This window comes from Acinetobacter sp. CIP-A165 (assembly GCF_000367985.1).
Lineage (GTDB): Bacteria > Pseudomonadota > Gammaproteobacteria > Pseudomonadales > Moraxellaceae > Acinetobacter.
On the sequence record NZ_KB849200.1, the window covers coordinates 476944 to 494411 of the forward strand.

Consider the following 17468-nt stretch of genomic DNA (forward strand, 5'->3'; position numbering starts at 1 on the left):
TCTACAAAGCCGCTATTTTTATTTAGAATGATTTTTTGAATACTTCATTTAAATTGAATCAAGTGTTTAATTTCACAAGATGAATCTCATTGGAGACGATTTCATGCAATGGACTAAACCAGCTTTTACTGATTTACGTATCGGTTTCGAAGTGACCATGTATTTCGAAGCGCGTTAATCACCTTCATTCGAATATTTCATAAGCCCTAGTCATGTTCTAGGGCTTATCTTTTTCTAATAAGATATTAATTTTATGCATATTTATGTTTTAGGTTCGGCAGCTGGAGGCGGCTTCCCTCAGTGGAATTGTAATTGTCCCAACTGTCATGGCGTTCGTACAGGTACGATTTCCGCCAAAGCGCGTACTCAGTCTTCGATTGCGATTTCTGAAAATGGCACAGATTGGATTTTGCTGAATGCATCGCCTGATATCCGCCAGCAATTGTTTGATTTTAAAGCCGCACAGCCTGCTCGTCAGTTACGTGATACTGGAATTCGCAGCGTCATTTTAATGGATAGCCAACTCGACCACACCACTGGCTTACTTACCTTGCGTGAAGGTTGCCCAATGGATGTTTGGTGTACCGAGATGGTCTACCAAGATTTGAGCAGTGGTTTTCCTGTTTTTAATATGCTGAAACACTGGAATGGTGGACTGCAATATCACCAGATTGATCCGAAACAGGCCTTTAAAATTGATGGTTTTGAGCAGCTCGAGTTTTTGCCTTTCATTATCCAAAGTGCCGCGCCGCCATACTCACCTCATCGCCATGATCCGCATGAAGGCGATAATATTGCCTTGATCATTAAAGACCATAAAACGCAAAAGCAATTGTTTTATGCACCGGGGCTTGGAAAAATTGATGAGTTGATTATGCAGATTATGCGTGATTCAGACTGCGTCATGATTGACGGCACACTCTGGACTGATGATGAAATGCAGCAAACGGGTGTAGGGGTTAAAACGGGTCGTGAAATGGGGCATCTCTATATCAGTGGTGAAGGTGGTTCGTTGTCTTATTTGAATCAGCTTGAGCGACCTAAAAAAGTGCTGATCCATATTAATAATACCAATCCAATTTTAAATGAAGATTCTGCTCAATGTGCTGAACTGAAAGCGCATGGGGTAGAGGTTGCCTATGACGGCATGCAGATTGAACTCTAAGGTGAATATATGACACAAACACCTGAAGCATTCAGTACAGAACAATTTAGACAAGTCATTCTGGATAAGGGGCAGTATTACCATATTTATCATCCTTTTCATGTGATGATGTATGAGGGCAAAGCAACCCAGCAGCAAATTCAGGCATGGGTGGCAAACCGTTATTATTATCAAATCAATATTCCACTCAAAGATGCAGCCATTATGGCAAATTGCCCTGATCAGCGTGTTCGTCAGGAGTGGATTCAACGCATGCTTGATCAGGATGGCGAATATCCTGATGGTGGCGGTCGTGAAGCATGGTTACGTTTGGCGGAAGCCGTTGGTCTGAGTCGTGAGCAAGTAATTTCAGAAGAATTGGTTTTGCCGGGTGTACGCTTTGCCGTTGATGCTTATGTCAATTTCGCGCGCCGTGCCACATGGCGTGAAGCTGCCAGTAGTTCGCTAACCGAATTGTTTGCACCACAAATTCATCAGTCTCGTCTTGATTCGTGGCCACAGCATTACCCGTGGATTGATGATCAAGGTTATGAATACTTTCGTTCTCGTCTCAGTCAGGCGCGTCGAGATGTTGAGCATGGGATGAGTATTACGCTGGATTCATTTACCACATATGAACAACAACAACGCATGCTAGAAATATTACAGTTTAAACTGGATATTTTATGGAGTATTTTAGATGCGTTGACACTGGCTCATGTTCACCATCAAGCGCCGTATCATCCTGTGACGACAGAGCGCGTATGGCATAAGGGGTTATTCCGTGAATAATGCAGCATTTGATTTAAAGCTGATCCCAACTTGGCGACAAGGTTATCGTTTTCAGTTTGAACCTGCTCAAAATGGTTTTGTGATTTTGTATCCAGAAGGCATGATCAAACTGAATGAAAGTGCAGGGGCAATTGGTCAGTATATTGATGGGCAGAACAATGTCTCTGCGATTATTGCCGAATTAAAACAACAGTTTGGTGATATTGCTGACATTGAGCAAGATGTGGTTGATTATATGTTGGTTGCTCAGCAGCAACATTGGATTGATTTACGATGAACGAAGGTGTTGGTTTGCCTTTATGGTTATTAGCGGAGCTGACCTATCGTTGTCCGTTGCAATGCCCATATTGTTCAAACCCTTTGGATTATGCACAGCATAAGCATGAATTGACCACACAAGAGTGGTTCGATGTGTTTGATCAAGCACGTCAGATGGGCGCGGTACAATTGGGCTTTTCTGGTGGTGAGCCGTTGGTGCGTCAGGACTTGGAACAATTGGTTGCCCACGCACATCAACAAGGCTTTTATACCAACCTGATTACCTCTGGTATGGGGCTGACCGAACAACGAATTGCGGGTCTGAAACAGGCAGGTCTTGATCATATTCAAGTCAGTTTTCAAGCCAGTGATGCGGTGGTCAATGATGCTCTGGCTGGTTCCAAACATGCCTTTGAACAGAAGTATCAGATGTGTCGACTGATCAAGCAGTATGATTATCCGATGGTCCTGAATTTTGTGATCCATCGGCATAATATTGATCAAATTGAACAGATTATCGAACTTTGTCTTGAGCTTAATGCCGATACTGTTGAGTTAGCGATTTGTCAATTTTATGGCTGGGCATTCTTAAATCGACAAGGTTTGTTGCCGACTCAAGAACAACTGATTCGTGCAGAACGAATCACCAATCAATATCGTGAAAAATTACGCCAGCAAAATCATCCGTGTAAGTTGATTTTTGTGGTGCCCGATTATTATGAAGAGCGTCCCAAAGCCTGTATGAATGGCTGGGGGAAAATTTTCTTTACCGTTGCACCTGATGGCGTTGCGCTTCCGTGTCATGCAGCGCGACAACTGCCGATTGCGTTCCCCAATGTTCGTGAGCACAGCCTGTCCGAAATTTGGTATGAATCGACTGGTTTTAATCATTTTCGGGGTGAAGCTTGGATGCCTGAAAGTTGCCGAAGTTGCCCAGATAAAGCGCGCGATTTTGGTGGATGTCGCTGTCAGGCCTATATGTTGACGGGGGATGCTGCCAATGTAGATCCCGTCTGTGGTAAATCTGCCTATCATCCACTGATTGAACAAGCACGTTTGGAAAGTCATCAAGATTCATCGCTCGAACAATTGCTATTTCGCAACAGTAAAAATTCCAAACGATTTATAGCTCGACAGCTTATCCCTGTTCAAAATATTCTAGATGAATCATTGTGATGGAAGCGATCAGCATAAATCACGGCAACATGCCCATTTTTGATGGTCATAATGATGCGCTAACACGACTATGGCTCAGTAATGACCCTGATCCCGTGCATGCTTTTATTCATCAGCGGTTAGCAGGACATATGGATTTAAAACGTTGTCAACAAGCAGGTTTTGTTGGCGGAATGTTTGCAATTTTCCTACCGCCATATGCCTATGTAAAACAACATCATCCGAATAAATTATTTGACCCACATGCGACTGATTTTAGCCAGCAGCAGATTGAGCAGATTTGTTTAGAACAATTGAACTTAGCTCAGCAGTTAGCGCAACGCTCTCATGACATTCAAATTTGTACATCGGTTGAGGAGATTCAGCGTTGTCGTGCGCAGCAAAAGTTAGCGATGGTACTGCACATGGAAGGTGCGGAATCTTTACAGCACAATCCAGATTTGCTCGATGTGTTTTATCAGGCAGGGCTACGCAGCATTGGACCACTGTGGAATAGACCGAGTCGGTTTGGTCATGGCTTGAATGCAAAGTTTCCACATTCACCTGATACTGGCGCAGGACTTACGGTAGAGGGCAAAGCTTTTCTAAAGCGTTGTGCTAATAAAAAAATCGCGGTTGATGTGTCTCATATGAATGAACGTGCTTTTTGGGATAGCATCGATATTTTACAGCAGCCGATTGTGGCAACGCATTCCAACGCCCATGCTTTATGTCCGCAGGCACGAAATTTGACCGATGCACAATTGAAAGCCATCCGTGATAGTCAAGGAATGGTGGGCATCAATTTTGACGTGGCATTTTTACGTGCGGATGGGCAGCGTAACGCCGATACACCGATTGATATAATTTTAGATCATCTGGACTATATGATGGATCGGCTTGGTGAAGAGTATATTGGTTTTGGTTCAGACTTCGATGGCGCATTGATCAGTACAGCGCTTGAAGATGTCACAGGTATCTCCAAGCTGATTGAGCGAATGCAGCAGCGTCATTATTCAAGTGAATTGATTGAAAAACTGTGCTGGCGTAACTGGCTAGATGTACTGAATCGAATTTGGGTTTAGAAAGAGAGAAGAAGATTAATCTTCATACTCATCTTCACCACGTTTTACATCAGCTTGAGGCGACTCTTGGGTTGGGATTTTATATTCATCGCTTGCCCAAGCACCTAAATCAATCATTTTACAGCGTTCAGAGCAGAAAGGACGGAATGCGTTGCCTTCCCAAGTGCTGGCTTCTCCACAACGCGGGCAGGGAAAGGTACGAGGTGTAGACATAGAAAATTCCTAAGAGGTGAAACAAATAGATTAGGCAAAAGTAAAGTCAGTTGATAGACTTATGCCGATTTATAGATAGTTTGATGGGATTATGTCGATTCGTCAATTTCAAGCACAACGCATGCAAGCACCACGTGATTTTATCACAATTCCAAACACCCCGATCTGTGTCGAAATAGGTGCGGGAAAAGGCAAACATGCGCTGTTATTTACTGCCCAAAATCCACAAACAGCATTGTATGCGATTGAACGGACCAAAGAAAAATTTGTGGCCATGCAAAAACAGCATCAGCTTGAGCCTCGTGACCACTTACATCCTATTCATGCTGATGCATTGCCTTGGGTGGTACATGCTTTGTTTCCTGCTCAGGTGGAACAATTTTTCATTCTTTATCCAAACCCAGAACCGCATAACCCAGCACAGCGTTGGTTGAATATGCCGTTCTTTGAGTTTTTACTGTCACGTCTTCAGCCAAATGGCTCAATTACCTTGGCGAGTAATATTCCTGAATATATTGATGAAGCAGAGCAGCAGTTAATTGACATGTGGAAGCTACCATATCAGAAACAAAAAATTGCAGCGGATTCTGCGCGAACACATTTTGAAATCAAATATTTAGAACGTGGTGAGCTTTGCCAGCAATTGATTATCACTAAACCTGAAGCTTATACCACTCGCTTTGATGATTTTGCACCTTTACAAGGACAAAACACGCAAGAGACACATGATGCCTAAGCGGGTTGCAATTATTGGCGCAGGACCAGCAGGCTTAATGGCGGCTGAAGTTCTCAGTCAATATGGTTATGAAATCGAAGTATTTGAACAAAAACCTTCGGCTGCGCGAAAGTTTCTCATGGCTGGCAAAACAGGCTTGAACATCTCGCATGCAGAGCCGATGACGCACTTTTTACAGCGTTATGATCATGCCGAATGGTTAGCGCCTTGGGTCAAACAGTGGGATGCGAAGTGGATTCAAAACTGGATGCAAGGTTTGGGTATTGAATCCTATATCGGTAGTTCAGGTCGGGTGTTTCCTGTGAAAATGAAAGCCGCTCCTTTACTTCGGGCTTGGTTAAAACGATTGATGGCAGATGGTGTCAAGTTTCATTATCGACATCGTTGTGTTGGCTTATCCAATAATCAATTGACCATCGAAAATCAAAGTCAACGTTTTACCACAGCTTATGATGCGATTGTATTGGCCTGTGGAGCGGTGTCGTGGTCGCAACTGGGTAGCGATGGTCTATGGCAGCAATGGTTGTCGAATGATGAGATAGAGCCTTTCCAAGCCAGCAATGCTGGTGTATTAAAAGCATGGTCGCCATTTATGCAGGATTGTTTTGGGCAGCCACTCAAACGCGTTGATGCGTGGGTAGAGTCAGCGCAGAAGACACACGGTGATATCGTAATCACGCACTATGGTTTTGAAAGTGGTGTGATTTATAAATTGGGACGTGATTTAAGAAGCAAAAATTCTCAGAAGCAAAAATTAGCACTTTATTTAGATTTACTGCCCGATGTAAGCCTCGAACAATTAGAAAAGAAACTACAAGCAAATAAAAAACAGTCTCTCACCAATATTTGGCGTAAAGCAGGTTTGGATCAAGTCAAAATTAATCTCCTTCGTGAAGTGGTTGAAAAAAGCCTATGGTCAGATGCAAAACAGATGGCACAGCAGATTAAACATCTCAGCATTACTCTTGATGGATTCCGTCCAATAGAGGAGGCGATTAGCTGTGCAGGTGGAGTGAAGCAAGCGGTACTCTCGCCGCAACTACAATTGCAATCAAATCCTCATGTATTCTGCTGTGGTGAAATGCTGGATTGGGATGCACCAACAGGTGGCTATTTACTGACGGCGTGTTTTGCGACTGGGCGTGCAGCGGGCGAAGGTGTGCATCATTTTGTGAGCAGAACCATTTAAGATGATGTTTTGCAAAGCATTGCTTAAATTTTTTGTATTTTTCATGTTCTAAATATTCTTTATTTTCGGGTGTTGGCGGGTTTTTTGCACTGTTGAGATTTATCATTTTGGTTGATGAATTTACGATGTGGCAAAAGCTTAAATCCAGTTTATTTCTTCAGGTGGTTCTGGCATTAATTCTTGGGATTATTGTGGGTATCAGCTTTCACGATTTCTCTTTAGCATTGAAGCCTTTAGGCGATGGCTTTATTTCTTTAATCAAAATGTTGATCGCACCGATTGTTTTCTGTGTGGTGGTGCTCGGTCTATATGGTGCCAATGACATCAAGAAAATGGGAAAGGTCGGTGCAAAAACGATTTTATATTTTGAGATTGTGACCAGTATTGCGCTGGTTTTGGGCATTGTCATTGCTTATGTATTTAAACCTGGTGTTGGGATGAATATCGATATCAGTAAACTCGACGGAAAGGATCTTAGTGTTTATACCGAACGAGCACATACGATGGGTACAGGATCCGATTTTCTTCTACACATTATTCCAAAAACTTTTGTTGATGCATTTGCCAGTGGTGACATTTTACAAGTTTTACTGATTGCGATTTTGTTTGGTATTGCACTCTTGTTGATCCCAAAACATTTGGGTGATTTGGTCTGTCAGGCACTTGAAGCATTTTCTGAAGTATTCTTTAAAATGATGGGCTTGATCATACGGCTAGCACCAATTGGGGTGTTGGGTTCAGTGGCATATACCACCGCAAAGTTTGGTGTCGATTCACTGCTTCAACTCGGTTATCTGGTGTTGTTGTTTTATGTGACTTGTATTTTATTTGTGCTGATTATCTTAGGTGGGATTCTTAAGTTGGCAGGGTTAAATATTTTTAAATTCCTGAATTATTTTAAAGAAGAGTTGTCCATCGTATTGGGTACTGCATCTTCTGATTCTGTTCTGCCACAGATTATGAAAAAGCTCAAAAATCTAGGAATTAAGGATTCCACAGTTGGCTTGGTCATTCCAACAGGTTACTCGTTTAATTTAGACGGATTTTCTATTTATTTAACACTGGGTGTGATTTTTATTGCTCAGGCCTGCAATATTGATCTATCCATGCACGATCTTCTGGCTATTTTACTGGTGTCATTGGTGACCTCAAAAGGTGCACATGGTATTCCTGGCTCTGCATTGGTTATTCTGGCAGCCACTTTGTCGGTCATTCCGAGTCTTCCAACCATAGGTTTAGTGTTGTTATTATCCGTGGATTGGTTTATCGGGATTGTACGTGCTTGTACCAATCTGATCGGGAACTGTGTGGCTACAGTCGCAATCGCGCATTGGGAAAAGGATATTGATCATGCACGTGCACGGGCAGTATTGGATCAAAAGGTTTAGCTGGCGCTTTATTTTGAGAAGAATAGTTTGAGTAAATTGAAAAGTCTCATCTAAATGCTATTCACGATTTGCATGGTGTGCTGATCTCGCCTATATTTTTACGTGAAAATTCATTTAAGGAATAAGAAATGTCTCAGACTACACCTGTATATCATGGTCGTTGTTTATGTGATGGGATTCATTATGAGATTCACGGTGAAATTGGCGAGATCATCCAATGTCATTGCCAACGTTGTCGTAAAGCCAATGGAACAGCCTTTGCAACCAATGCACCGATTAAAATAGCTGATTTTAAAATGACGAAGGGCGAGCATTTACTGAAGAAGTTTCAGTCCACTGAAACTACACAACGTTGTTTCTGCGTTGAATGTGGCTCTCCAATTATGAGTATTAAAACCGATACGCCTGAACATTATCGGTTAAGAATTGGGACTTTAGATACACCGTTACAGCAAAAACCAAGTATGCATATCTTCACTGCATCCAAAGCCGAGTGGGACTGCATAGCCGATGATTTACCACAATATGCTGAACGTCCTTAAACGAAGTATCTGATTATGATTTTTGAGACATCGAAATTAGAGGCAAATGAAATCTATAGATTATTGGTGGGCGGAATTACCCCTCGACCGATTGCGTGGATAAGCACTGTATCTACTGATGGGGTTGCCAATCTCGCACCCTATTCTTTCTTTAATGTAGCAAGTTGCAATCCTCCTATTCTTTGGTATTCGCAAGTAAATCCAAGAACTGGCAATGATAAAGATACCTTGAGAAATTTAATCGACACCAAAGCGTGTGTGGTACATATCGTCAATGCTCAGTTACTTGAAAAGATGAATTTGACCTGTGCTTCACTTCCACCGGAACAAAGTGAATTTGATTTTGCTGAGATTGAGTCCTGTCCAAGCCATCAAATGCAGCCTTTGTTGGTAAAAGATTCTATGATTCGATACGAGTGCCATCTAAGAGAAGTGATTGAACTGAGTACGTTGCCATCGGGTGGAACAGTCGCCTTGCTTGATGTGAAATCCATATATGTGGATGATCGCTTATGGGATGGCAAAATGATTGATCAACAGCAACTCGACAGTGTCGGGAAAATGGGTGGTGATTTTTATAGTTTGACCACTGAATTGCGAGAACTCAAACGACCATAACAGAGTAGATAGAATAGGAGCTAAGACACCTCCTATTTCTTATTTTGTTGTTAAAATTTCATTTTCAAACTGAATGTTATCCCAACCATTTTTAATAAACTCATGAATCGTACTTGATAATTCAATTGGGCTAATACGTGATATATAAATTGATTGGCAGTGATTAAAAATTACAAAACGATGTAGTGTTTTTAGAAATGGTGTTAGCCACAATGCGATATCAATTTCTGTATTTTCAATATGCAGATGAATTAACTCAAACTGAGCGCTTTTACGGTGAGCTTTACAATCAACCCGACCAATAAAAACATCACCAAATAAAATAGGCAAACAAAAATATCCATATTTTCTTTTTGCTTGCGGCGTGTAACATTCAAGACGAAAATCAAAGTCAAAGCAGGTTCTTACGCGTTCACGATGAATGATTGAGTTGTCAAAAGGTGAGAGTAAGCAAAGGTTGCTATGATTCGTGTTATAGGTTTTTTCAAGTAAATCGGTGCGTACATAGATCGTTTGTATTTCATCTACTTCGAACTTTTGGATGATTTTACCCTCAAGCATTTGACTTAGAATTTTTTCAACATTTTGACGTAATATTTGTCCCTTTTTTAAATGTGTTATTTGCTTGATGGTGGTAAAGCCATACGCTCTAAGATAAGTCTTGACCAGATATTCAGCGTATTCTAATGCTGTTGGTGGTGTTGTATTGATCGTACTGGGTAGCACCCTTTCACTCAGATCATAAACTTTTTCTATGCCATTTCTGGCACAAATCATGAGATCTCCTTGCATAAAAAGCTGCTCAAGTGCGATTTTAGTCGGTTTCCAATTCCACCAACTGCTATTACTTTTGCTTAAGCTTTCAAAATCTCTGGCTTTTTGCGGTCCCTCAATACGGATTTTGTCGTACACATTGTGCATGACTTGAGGATCCGCTTTAAAATAACGAGATTCACCATTTTTAATGCTTAGCATTTGTGGTAAAGCATAGCGAAAATCTTGCATGGACAAATACGACGCAGCATGAAACCAGTATTCAAATATCTGACGTTCGGCGACTAATTGATCAAGAAGTTGTGGCTGATAATCTGGAATTCGTGTCCAAAAAGTATGATGATGTGCCCGAGAAACCACCGATAAAGTATCAATCTGTACATAGCCAAGCTGTTGTATGGCCGCAAGAACAGCTGCTTTTCCTGAGCCAAAAGGTTTTTTTTGATTCAGCCCTTGCACTTCTAATGTAATTTGTCGTAGTTTTTTTGCTAGATCAGTTTGTGCAATCGACATTATTTCCCTCAGGTGTTTTTTTAAAATAGTTTTTATTTCACTTGTAATGCTATGCAGTATTTTAAAATCTTACTGCATAGCATGATGATTTTTATAATCAATTATTTCGCGATTAAGGCTTCACCCTCAAATTTCACACCATCCCAACCATTTTGCATAAATTGACGAATGTTTTGGTGATCCGTTCCTTCTGGTGTCGCAAGCACAGAAGCGTAATGCTCAGCAAATAAACTTAAGGTTTCTTCAGCATTTAAGCCTTCGATTTTGGCAAAAGAAAATACTTTGGCACTGCCTTGGTTTTCTGTTGCAGCATTGAATTGTGCACCATTTTGAAAAGCGGTTGGGTTATGCTGATAACGTGCTTCAATAAATGCCAACACATCTGCAAACTTGGCAGAACCTGCTTTTAATTGCGCTAATAATGTTTGAGCCATTTTAAAATTCCATGTGTATAAAATGAATGCGAGCATCATAACATGAGGAAACTGTGGATAACTGAATGCTTATGCACAGTTTCATTGCAACTCAAAAAGATCGGTTGAGTTGTCTAAAAATTATGTTATTTTAGAAAAATAAAGGAGATGGTATTCCTCCTATTACAAACCGCCGTTGTGGCTAATGATGCCTACGTGACCCTAAACAGGGGGCGTAGCTGTGTGCGTGCTCTGTTTTAATTTAGGAGTTCGCCGATGAAAAGCTTCCAGAAGAATATTGATCAATCCATGCAGAATACTTTTTCTTCTCCAAGTTTAATTTTGGAGTCATGATGTATTATTCCTTAATTTCAATTGCAATGGGTTCTGTGCTCGGTGCATGGTTGCGTTGGTTTATTGGTTTAAAACTCAATCCCATCTTTCCCAATATTCCTTTAGGTACGGTCACCGTGAATTTTGTTGGTGGCTTTATTATTGGCTTTGCGATTTCATATTTTTCACAAAGTTCTTTGAGTCCCAACTATAAACTGTTTGTGATTACAGGATTCTGTGGTGCACTTACCACCTTCTCAACCTTTTCTGCTGAGATCATTGCTTTGTTGCAAAGTGGCAAATTGGAATATGCGGCACTCACCATTTTAATCCATGTTTTGGGATCATTGTTGTTTACGATTTTGGGCATGAGCTTACATCAATGGCTAAGTACGGCTTAGTTTTGGAGTGATGAAATGAATGGATTTTTAATTACTTTTTATACGGCTCAGAATCGACAATATGCAGGTCAATCAATTGTAGAGTGGTTGTTGGCGATCGCAAAACAGATGAATCTACGTGGTGCAACAGTGATCAATGCCAGTCAAGGTTTAGACCATCGCGGTCAATTTCATTCTGCTGGGTTCTTTGAGCTAGCGGATCAGCCTGTACAGATACAACTTGCAGTGACTGCTGAACAGGCAACTGAATTATTAAATTATCTCAGTGATAAACACGTTGCTTTGTTCTATGTCAAAACACCGATTGAGTTCGGTTTTATTGGGCAAGCGTCACTCGACGTTTAACCAATAGATGTCATAGATAAAATTTAGACATAAAAAAAGAAGTCTAAGCGGAGGAGATAATAGCCTTAGACTTCGAATTCTTTTACTTTAATCGTTTAACCTTAAAATTAGATTAAGACTTACGATTAAAACGTGCAAAGCGTTTGTTAAAGCTTGCAACACGACCTTCATTGCTTGCTTGACGTACTTCACCTGTATAGAACGGATGCGATGCGCTTGAAATATCCAAGGTTACATATGGGTAAACTTGACCTTGATATTCTTTAGTTTGTTTCGTTTGAAGTGTGCTGCCAATCAAAAAGTAAGCATCAGCATTGGTGTCATGAAATAGCACTTGTTGATAAGCAGGATGAATATCTTTACGCATTTGAAATACTCCTATTGTTTATGGAAATGTTATAACATAACAAGATATGGAGTCAATCTAATCTATTTCAAGTTATAGTTTCAATTGGAGCGAAGCGTAAAAAGTCTTTTATTCATGCTTCGAAAAAAAGCTATGTTTATTAACTTGGTACTAACTCTTCAAACAGATCATTCAGATTATCATGCACTTTAAGGTGAATTAAGTTCCAGTAATGTCCTGAAATGGTACGGTTCACCATTAAGGTATCTGGAGAGGGCTTAAATACATCCCAATATTTCAATGATTTTTTCACCAGACGCATACCATCATGGTGAGATGAATTTTCTGCAAAGTCATAATGTGTACTTAATGGACGCAATAAAATTTCGATCCATTGCACATACAGCTCACTTGGGAATTTTTGCTTTTCAGCAATCGAGTTTAATTCAACCAACAAATCTTCGACTTGGTCAATATCTTCGTGGCGGGCGGCGTTTACCAATGCTTTAAAATGCTGAATGATCTCAGGAGATAGGGTTTTAACACTGCCATAATCGTAAATGATGACAGTTCCATCTTCACGAAAGGCAAAGTTCCCCGGATGAGGATCACAATGGAAACGTTTTAAGAAAAACATTTCTTGTCCTAAAGCACGAATTAAGCGACGACCGATTTGATTACGTGTGTCAACCGACCAAGTGCTTGCGGTTTCAATGGATTCACCTTGTTCTAAACTTAAGGTCAGCACTCGACGAGAAGAATATTCTTTAAAAACGCTTGGAATGATGACTTGATCATCCAGACTTTCATGGAAAGTTCGAAACACCTCTAGATTTTGTGCTTCAATTTCATAATTCAGTTCAGCAGAGAGGCTATCTTGGATTTCTTGAAACAATTGATCTTGCAGCTTTTTATCTATTTTTAAAACACCCATCAGGCGTAAGGCTAAACGGACTTGTTTTAAATCACTTTCGCAGGCTTGGTCGACACCAGGATATTGCACTTTGACCACAACAGCTTGCCCATTTGGCAGCACTGCTCGATGCACTTGACCGATTGAGGCTGCTGCAAATGGTTCTGACTCAAAAGAGCTAAAGATATCTTTTAGAGGTTTTCCGAGTTCTTTTTCGACTTGTTGCTGTATCGCAGCAAAAGGCATGGCAGGGGCTTGGCGTTGTAGTTTTGCGATTGCCTTAGCAACTTCAGGTGGAAAAATATCTTTATATTGCGAAGCAATTTGTCCAACTTTCATGACCGCGCCTTTCATTTCTCCAAGCGTATCGGCAATTTGTAGACCGACCTCTTGAAAGAATTGACTACGTGCGGCATTTTTTTGTTCTTCATCTGCGGTGAGATTTCGAATCGAATTGGCAACACTTTTGCTGGCAATACTTGCGGTCATGCTAGCCAGTTTGAAAAAACGTTTACTAGGAGAGCTTGCATGTTTTGCCATATTACTTGACCTCATACGATCCAGTTTTAAAGTGATCCTTTGATCATAGGCGACAAAACTTAAATTGCCTATAACAAAATGTTAAGTGATGTAAGTATTGAATCATGATGCGCTGAATAAGAAAAACTTGCACAGCTTCATTTTTATGGGTGAAATTGAATATTAAGTGTATAGGCATTGGCGGCATCCATGCCACCTTCACGATCGCTGTTGCTGATTATAAAAAAGTACTTAATCTTCAATAATATATGTGCAATATATAATATTGAAATTCAATGTAATTTATGTGGAATTTGCCAGTCGTTTATTATTTAAATATAAACGTCCAATCAAGAATACACAGGCAATACTTAAGCCAATAATCAGTCCTAGCCAAACCCCTGCCACGCCCCAAGCGGTATAACGAGCCAAATATAAGCCGATTGGGAAAGCAATCACCCAGTACGCCATCAAGGTAATCCACATCGGTGCTTGCGTGTCTTGCATGCCGCGTAAACAACCTGCTGCACTAACTTGCCATGCATCCATCAACTGATAAGCCATTGCAAACCAAAGCAAATACATCGCGACAGGAAACACATCTAAATCAGTGGTATAGACTGCTACGATATACGGTCGTGCAATCGCGATCAGGATCATGGTACATGCTGCAAAAAAGGTCGCACTCATCAGTCCAATTTTTTGAACTTGGCGCATGGCTTGCCAATTTTTCTCACCATAATACATCCCGACGCGAATGGTTAATGCGATCGCTAAGGACAATGGAATCATAAATAGGACTGAGGTGACTGAGATTGCAATCTGATGCGCTGCAATCGCATTTTCCCCTAAAGGACTTAATACCAGTGCACCTGTGCTAAAAATACTAACTTCAAAGAAAATTGCCAAACCAATCGGTAAGCCTAAGAGTAAAATCCGTTTTGTCCATGCTGGATCAATTTTTTCCCATTTTGTAAAGATTGGAACGTGTTGGTAGGCTTTGGCTTTGGAAATATAAAGGGCTAAACTGATCAGCATCAACCACTGTAAAATCGCAGTAGCAAAGCCGCAGCCAGCACTACCTAACGCTGGAATTGGACCCAAGCCATACATAAAGATTAGATTCAATGGAATCAGCGCCACCAGTGCAACTAAGCTGATCACCGTGACAGGGCGGGGATGACCCAATGCTTCTGAATAACTCCGTAGCGCGGCATACATCATCACCGCAGGCATACCAAAACCAATCGCATGTAAAAATAAACTGGCTTTCGGTACGAGGCTTTCAGGTACCCCAAATACTGGTAATAACCACGGCAGCGTTTGCATAATTAACAGGGCAATTGTACCCAAAATAGCGGCAACCCATAACGACTGACGGGCAATAGTCGGGATTTTTTCAGGCGTTTTAGCACCTCTTGCTTCTGCGACAAGCGGAGTCGTTGCAATCATGATACCTGCAAATAACAGCATAACGGGCATCCACAAACCGACACCCACTGCGATTGCTGCGAGATCGGCAGCAGATAAATGCCCTGCCATAATGGTATCAATGAGGCCAAAGCCTGCCTGAGCAAACTGTGTCATTAAGATGGGTAACATTAAATGAAACAGATGTTTAAGTTCAAACCGTGCGCTGGTGATGTGGGACACTAAAAATACTCTTAAGGAATAAGGGCTTATTGGTATTTCAGCCATGCATTGCGTTATTGGCTAAAACGACATAAACGAGGCATGAAACGTAGGCAATGGCGGCTCCCTTGTCAAGTTTCATAACGAAGTTTAGAGAGGTTTTAGCCATAACCCTTCGGGACTGGGAGATTTTTTGCCGTTACTACGTTATGTTTATCTCATTTAGAATGACTAAATTTCGTTAAACATGCCTTGTACCATCTAAAAAATCTCCTCTGTCGCAAGCATCTGTGAAATATCAATAGGCCCTAGCGCTGTAACGTGAGTAAAACACCGATAAAAATCACGATACTGCCAAGGAGACGTTGCCAATTGATCGGCGTTTTATCCGTACCCAACCAACCAAAATGGTCTAATAACATTGAAATAACCATTTGTCCGAAGATGACCAGACCTGAAAATGTGAGAAATCCCAGTTTGGGAGCAGTATAAATGCTCATACTGATCGCATAAACCCCAAGTAAGCCTCCGACCCATAAAAACCAAGGAATATGTGAAAGTTCACTTAAATCAGGTTTTGCTGCACTTTGAAAATAGACTAAAAATCCCAAGATCACTGTACCGACTAAAAATGACAGAAATGCAGCTTGCAGTGGAGAATGTAAATATTCTCTCAGTTGAGCATTAATCGCAGTTTGAAAAGCCATTGCCACACCGACACCTAAGGCAAGGGGGAGAAAAAGGAGCAATTGGCTAGAAATTTTCATCATATGATTGGTCTAATTGTTATTTATGCTGACAGTCTAACTGAATACAAACATGATGGTAAGTCAGTTGGCATGTTTGAAGTCACAACAGCGTCTAAGGTAGTCGTGTTAAAATAATGAGGTTCTGTTATTGAGCCTGTACTTTGAGTCATTTAAATCCAGCAAATATTCCACTGTCACTGTATATCCATATGCCTTGGTGCGTGCGTAAATGTCCTTATTGTGACTTTAATTCGCATGCGGTACCTGACGGGCAATTGTCCATGGATTTAGAGCAGCAATACTTAGCTGCATTGGTGGCCGATTTTGAAACGCAAGTGGAAATGGCGCAAGGACGTGCAATTCATAGTGTATTTATTGGGGGAGGTACACCATCTCTCATTTCTGCCCAAGGTTATACATGGCTCTTTGATCAGCTCAAAGCACGTCTTAATTTTGAAGCAGGATGCGAAATTACCTTAGAAGCCAATCCCGGCACCGTAGAACATGATCCCTTTGCAGATTATTTGGCTGCGGGCATTAATCGCTTGTCGATTGGCGTGCAGAGTTTTGATACCGAACATTTACAACGCTTAGGACGGATTCATTCCGCCAACAATGCGCTTGATGCGATTCAGCAAGCCCGACAAGCGGGTTTTGAACGGGTCAACGTGGATTTGATGCACGGTTTGCCACAACAGACGCAAGAACAGGCTTTAATGGATCTTAGGCTTGCGGTTGAGCACGGGGCAACGCATATTAGCTGGTATCAACTGACCATTGAACCGAATACGGTTTTTTTCCGAACTCAGCCAGTATTACCCAAAGATGATGTTTTGGAATATATCCAAGAGCAAGGTGAGGCGTATTTAAAAGCCAATGGTTATCTCAATTATGAGGTTTCTGCATGGCGTAAAGAATTGCCATCGACGCATAACTTGAATTATTGGCAATTTGGGGACTATTTAGCGATTGGAGCAGGGGCACATGGCAAAGTCACTTATCCTGATGGCGTTTATCGTTTCCAAAAAACACGTTTGCCTAAAGATTATTTAGCCAAGGTTCCTGCCGATCACGTACAAATGAAACGAATTGAAGCAGATGAGTTGCCATTTGAGTTTATGATGAACGCCTTGCGTTTAAATGACGGCGTAGATGCTGAGTTGTATGCGCAACGAACTGGGCTGGATTTGAATGATTTGAGCGAAACCTTAAATCAACTTCGTGACAAGAAGTTATTGGTTGCAGATCTCAATAAAATTGCTTGTACTGAACAAGGGCATGTCTTCTTGAATTCGGTATTAGAAAAGTTTTTATAAGAAGAGGGTGACTTTGAGTAAAAGTACTTGAAGTCATTCAATATATTTTGTCATCGTTTAGACATATACAATTTATATGATAGCCAATAAAAAA

21 protein-coding genes and 1 riboswitch are annotated in these 17468 nt (G+C 41.1%); of the genes, 14 read left to right on the top strand and 7 right to left on the bottom strand.

Going from position 1 to position 17468, the window contains the following annotated elements; all coding sequences use genetic code 11:
* Positions 1-103: 103 nt before the first annotated feature.
* The 6 genes from pqqA to F991_RS02120 all read left to right on the top strand — a co-directional run bounded on the left by pqqA (position 104) and on the right by F991_RS02120 (position 4434).
* Positions 104-178, top strand: coding sequence for a pyrroloquinoline quinone precursor peptide PqqA (pqqA, locus tag F991_RS02095; protein WP_001982218.1), 75 nt, complete (start codon positions 104-106; stop codon positions 176-178).
* Positions 179-253: 75 nt separating this feature from the next.
* Positions 254-1165 carry a pyrroloquinoline quinone biosynthesis protein PqqB gene (gene pqqB / locus F991_RS02100; protein ID WP_004668462.1) on the top strand — a complete coding sequence of 304 codons (912 nt, stop codon included), beginning with the start codon at positions 254-256 and terminating at the stop codon, positions 1163-1165.
* Between the two features lie 9 nt (positions 1166-1174).
* Positions 1175-1936: a pyrroloquinoline-quinone synthase PqqC gene (gene pqqC / locus F991_RS02105; RefSeq protein ID WP_004668463.1), complete on the top strand. Its 762-nt coding sequence runs from the start codon at positions 1175-1177 to the stop codon at positions 1934-1936.
* Positions 1929-2213 (top strand): pyrroloquinoline quinone biosynthesis peptide chaperone PqqD, encoded by a 285-nt coding sequence (gene pqqD / locus F991_RS02110; RefSeq protein WP_004668464.1) that lies wholly within the window; start codon positions 1929-1931, stop codon positions 2211-2213. Before pqqC ends, pqqD begins: the two co-directional genes overlap by 8 nt.
* The gene (gene pqqE, locus F991_RS02115) at positions 2210-3370 is read left to right on the top strand and encodes a pyrroloquinoline quinone biosynthesis protein PqqE (protein WP_004668465.1); all 1161 of its coding nucleotides are present in this window, start codon (positions 2210-2212) and stop codon (positions 3368-3370) included. Before pqqD ends, pqqE begins: the two co-directional genes overlap by 4 nt.
* Complete coding sequence (locus tag F991_RS02120) at positions 3370-4434, top strand: dipeptidase (protein ID WP_004668466.1); 1065 nt, start codon at positions 3370-3372, stop codon at positions 4432-4434. Before pqqE ends, F991_RS02120 begins: the two co-directional genes overlap by 1 nt.
* Before the next feature lie 15 nt (positions 4435-4449).
* Here F991_RS02120 and F991_RS02125 read toward each other — a convergent pair whose 3' ends face one another.
* The gene (locus tag F991_RS02125) at positions 4450-4647 is read right to left on the bottom strand and encodes a DNA gyrase inhibitor YacG (protein WP_004668468.1); all 198 of its coding nucleotides are present in this window, start codon (positions 4645-4647) and stop codon (positions 4450-4452) included.
* A 91-nt stretch (positions 4648-4738) separates the two neighbouring features.
* Between F991_RS02125 and F991_RS02130 the strand changes: the two genes are divergently transcribed.
* From F991_RS02130 to F991_RS02150, 5 genes are all read left to right on the top strand, one after another.
* A complete protein-coding gene (locus tag F991_RS02130; RefSeq protein ID WP_004668469.1) occupies positions 4739-5383 on the top strand; it encodes a class I SAM-dependent methyltransferase in 645 nt (214 codons plus the stop codon).
* A complete protein-coding gene (locus F991_RS02135) occupies positions 5376-6572 on the top strand; it encodes a TIGR03862 family flavoprotein (RefSeq protein ID WP_004668470.1) in 1197 nt (398 codons plus the stop codon). Before F991_RS02130 ends, F991_RS02135 begins: the two co-directional genes overlap by 8 nt.
* 125 nt (positions 6573-6697) lie before the next feature.
* Positions 6698-7960: a C4-dicarboxylate transporter DctA gene (gene dctA / locus F991_RS02140; RefSeq protein ID WP_004668471.1), complete on the top strand. Its 1263-nt coding sequence runs from the start codon at positions 6698-6700 to the stop codon at positions 7958-7960.
* Between the two features lie 128 nt (positions 7961-8088).
* A complete protein-coding gene (locus F991_RS02145) occupies positions 8089-8502 on the top strand; it encodes a GFA family protein (protein WP_004668472.1) in 414 nt (137 codons plus the stop codon).
* Positions 8503-8517: 15 nt separating this feature from the next.
* Positions 8518-9120 (top strand): flavin reductase family protein, encoded by a 603-nt coding sequence (locus F991_RS02150; protein WP_004668473.1) that lies wholly within the window; start codon positions 8518-8520, stop codon positions 9118-9120.
* A gap of 39 nt (positions 9121-9159) precedes the next feature.
* On the opposite strand, the gene F991_RS02155 is transcribed toward F991_RS02150, so the two are convergent.
* The gene (locus F991_RS02155) at positions 9160-10407 is read right to left on the bottom strand and encodes a winged helix-turn-helix domain-containing protein (protein ID WP_004668474.1); all 1248 of its coding nucleotides are present in this window, start codon (positions 10405-10407) and stop codon (positions 9160-9162) included.
* A gap of 101 nt (positions 10408-10508) precedes the next feature.
* A complete protein-coding gene (locus F991_RS02160; RefSeq protein WP_004668475.1) occupies positions 10509-10841 on the bottom strand; it encodes a HopJ type III effector protein in 333 nt (110 codons plus the stop codon).
* Positions 10842-10975: 134 nt separating this feature from the next.
* Positions 10976-11042, top strand: a riboswitch (Fluoride riboswitch).
* Positions 11043-11173: 131 nt separating this feature from the next.
* Here F991_RS02160 and crcB point away from each other — a divergent pair.
* Positions 11174-11554, top strand: coding sequence for a fluoride efflux transporter CrcB (crcB, locus tag F991_RS02165; protein WP_004668476.1), 381 nt, complete (start codon positions 11174-11176; stop codon positions 11552-11554).
* A 15-nt stretch (positions 11555-11569) separates the two neighbouring features.
* Positions 11570-11899, top strand: a complete 330-nt coding sequence (locus tag F991_RS02170) for a DUF190 domain-containing protein (RefSeq protein WP_004668479.1) — start codon at positions 11570-11572, stop codon at positions 11897-11899.
* Positions 11900-12011: 112 nt separating this feature from the next.
* Here F991_RS02170 and F991_RS02175 read toward each other — a convergent pair whose 3' ends face one another.
* From F991_RS02175 to F991_RS02190, 4 genes are all read right to left on the bottom strand, one after another.
* Positions 12012-12266 (bottom strand): type B 50S ribosomal protein L31, encoded by a 255-nt coding sequence (locus F991_RS02175; protein ID WP_004668481.1) that lies wholly within the window; start codon positions 12264-12266, stop codon positions 12012-12014.
* Positions 12267-12405: 139 nt separating this feature from the next.
* Positions 12406-13698 carry an ABC1 kinase family protein gene (locus F991_RS02180; protein WP_004668483.1) on the bottom strand — a complete coding sequence of 431 codons (1293 nt, stop codon included), beginning with the start codon at positions 13696-13698 and terminating at the stop codon, positions 12406-12408.
* 282 nt (positions 13699-13980) lie between these two features.
* Positions 13981-15330, bottom strand: coding sequence for an MATE family efflux transporter (locus F991_RS02185; RefSeq protein WP_004668484.1), 1350 nt, complete (start codon positions 15328-15330; stop codon positions 13981-13983).
* Positions 15331-15617: 287 nt separating this feature from the next.
* On the bottom strand, positions 15618-16079 hold the full coding sequence (locus F991_RS02190) for a DMT family transporter (RefSeq protein WP_004668485.1): 462 nt from the start codon (positions 16077-16079) through the stop codon (positions 15618-15620).
* A gap of 140 nt (positions 16080-16219) precedes the next feature.
* Here F991_RS02190 and hemW point away from each other — a divergent pair, with 140 nt between their 5' ends.
* Positions 16220-17374: a radical SAM family heme chaperone HemW gene (gene hemW, locus F991_RS02195; RefSeq protein WP_004668486.1), complete on the top strand. Its 1155-nt coding sequence runs from the start codon at positions 16220-16222 to the stop codon at positions 17372-17374.
* Positions 17375-17468: the final 94 nt, after the last annotated feature.

Excerpts from the sequence above, each read along its gene's own strand:
- F991_RS02160 (WP_004668475.1), bottom strand. The coding sequence starts at position 10,841 with ATGGCTCAAACATTATTAGCGCAATTAAAAGCAGGTTCTGCCAAGTTT.
- pqqC (WP_004668463.1), top strand. The coding sequence starts at position 1,175 with ATGACACAAACACCTGAAGCATTCAGTACAGAACAATTTAGACAAGTC.
- crcB (WP_004668476.1), top strand. The coding sequence starts at position 11,174 with ATGTATTATTCCTTAATTTCAATTGCAATGGGTTCTGTGCTCGGTGCA.
- F991_RS02145 (WP_004668472.1), top strand. The coding sequence starts at position 8,089 with ATGTCTCAGACTACACCTGTATATCATGGTCGTTGTTTATGTGATGGG.
- F991_RS02170 (WP_004668479.1), top strand. The coding sequence starts at position 11,570 with ATGAATGGATTTTTAATTACTTTTTATACGGCTCAGAATCGACAATAT.
- pqqB (WP_004668462.1), top strand. The coding sequence starts at position 254 with ATGCATATTTATGTTTTAGGTTCGGCAGCTGGAGGCGGCTTCCCTCAG.
- F991_RS02125 (WP_004668468.1), bottom strand. The coding sequence starts at position 4,647 with ATGTCTACACCTCGTACCTTTCCCTGCCCGCGTTGTGGAGAAGCCAGC.
- dctA (WP_004668471.1), top strand. The coding sequence starts at position 6,698 with ATGTGGCAAAAGCTTAAATCCAGTTTATTTCTTCAGGTGGTTCTGGCA.
- F991_RS02135 (WP_004668470.1), top strand. The coding sequence starts at position 5,376 with ATGCCTAAGCGGGTTGCAATTATTGGCGCAGGACCAGCAGGCTTAATG.
- F991_RS02120 (WP_004668466.1), top strand. The coding sequence starts at position 3,370 with ATGGAAGCGATCAGCATAAATCACGGCAACATGCCCATTTTTGATGGT.
- F991_RS02155 (WP_004668474.1), bottom strand. The coding sequence starts at position 10,407 with ATGTCGATTGCACAAACTGATCTAGCAAAAAAACTACGACAAATTACA.
- F991_RS02150 (WP_004668473.1), top strand. The coding sequence starts at position 8,518 with ATGATTTTTGAGACATCGAAATTAGAGGCAAATGAAATCTATAGATTA.
- F991_RS02180 (WP_004668483.1), bottom strand. The coding sequence starts at position 13,698 with ATGGCAAAACATGCAAGCTCTCCTAGTAAACGTTTTTTCAAACTGGCT.
- F991_RS02175 (WP_004668481.1), bottom strand. The coding sequence starts at position 12,266 with ATGCGTAAAGATATTCATCCTGCTTATCAACAAGTGCTATTTCATGAC.
- F991_RS02130 (WP_004668469.1), top strand. The coding sequence starts at position 4,739 with ATGTCGATTCGTCAATTTCAAGCACAACGCATGCAAGCACCACGTGAT.
- F991_RS02190 (WP_004668485.1), bottom strand. The coding sequence starts at position 16,079 with ATGATGAAAATTTCTAGCCAATTGCTCCTTTTTCTCCCCCTTGCCTTA.
- pqqE (WP_004668465.1), top strand. The coding sequence starts at position 2,210 with ATGAACGAAGGTGTTGGTTTGCCTTTATGGTTATTAGCGGAGCTGACC.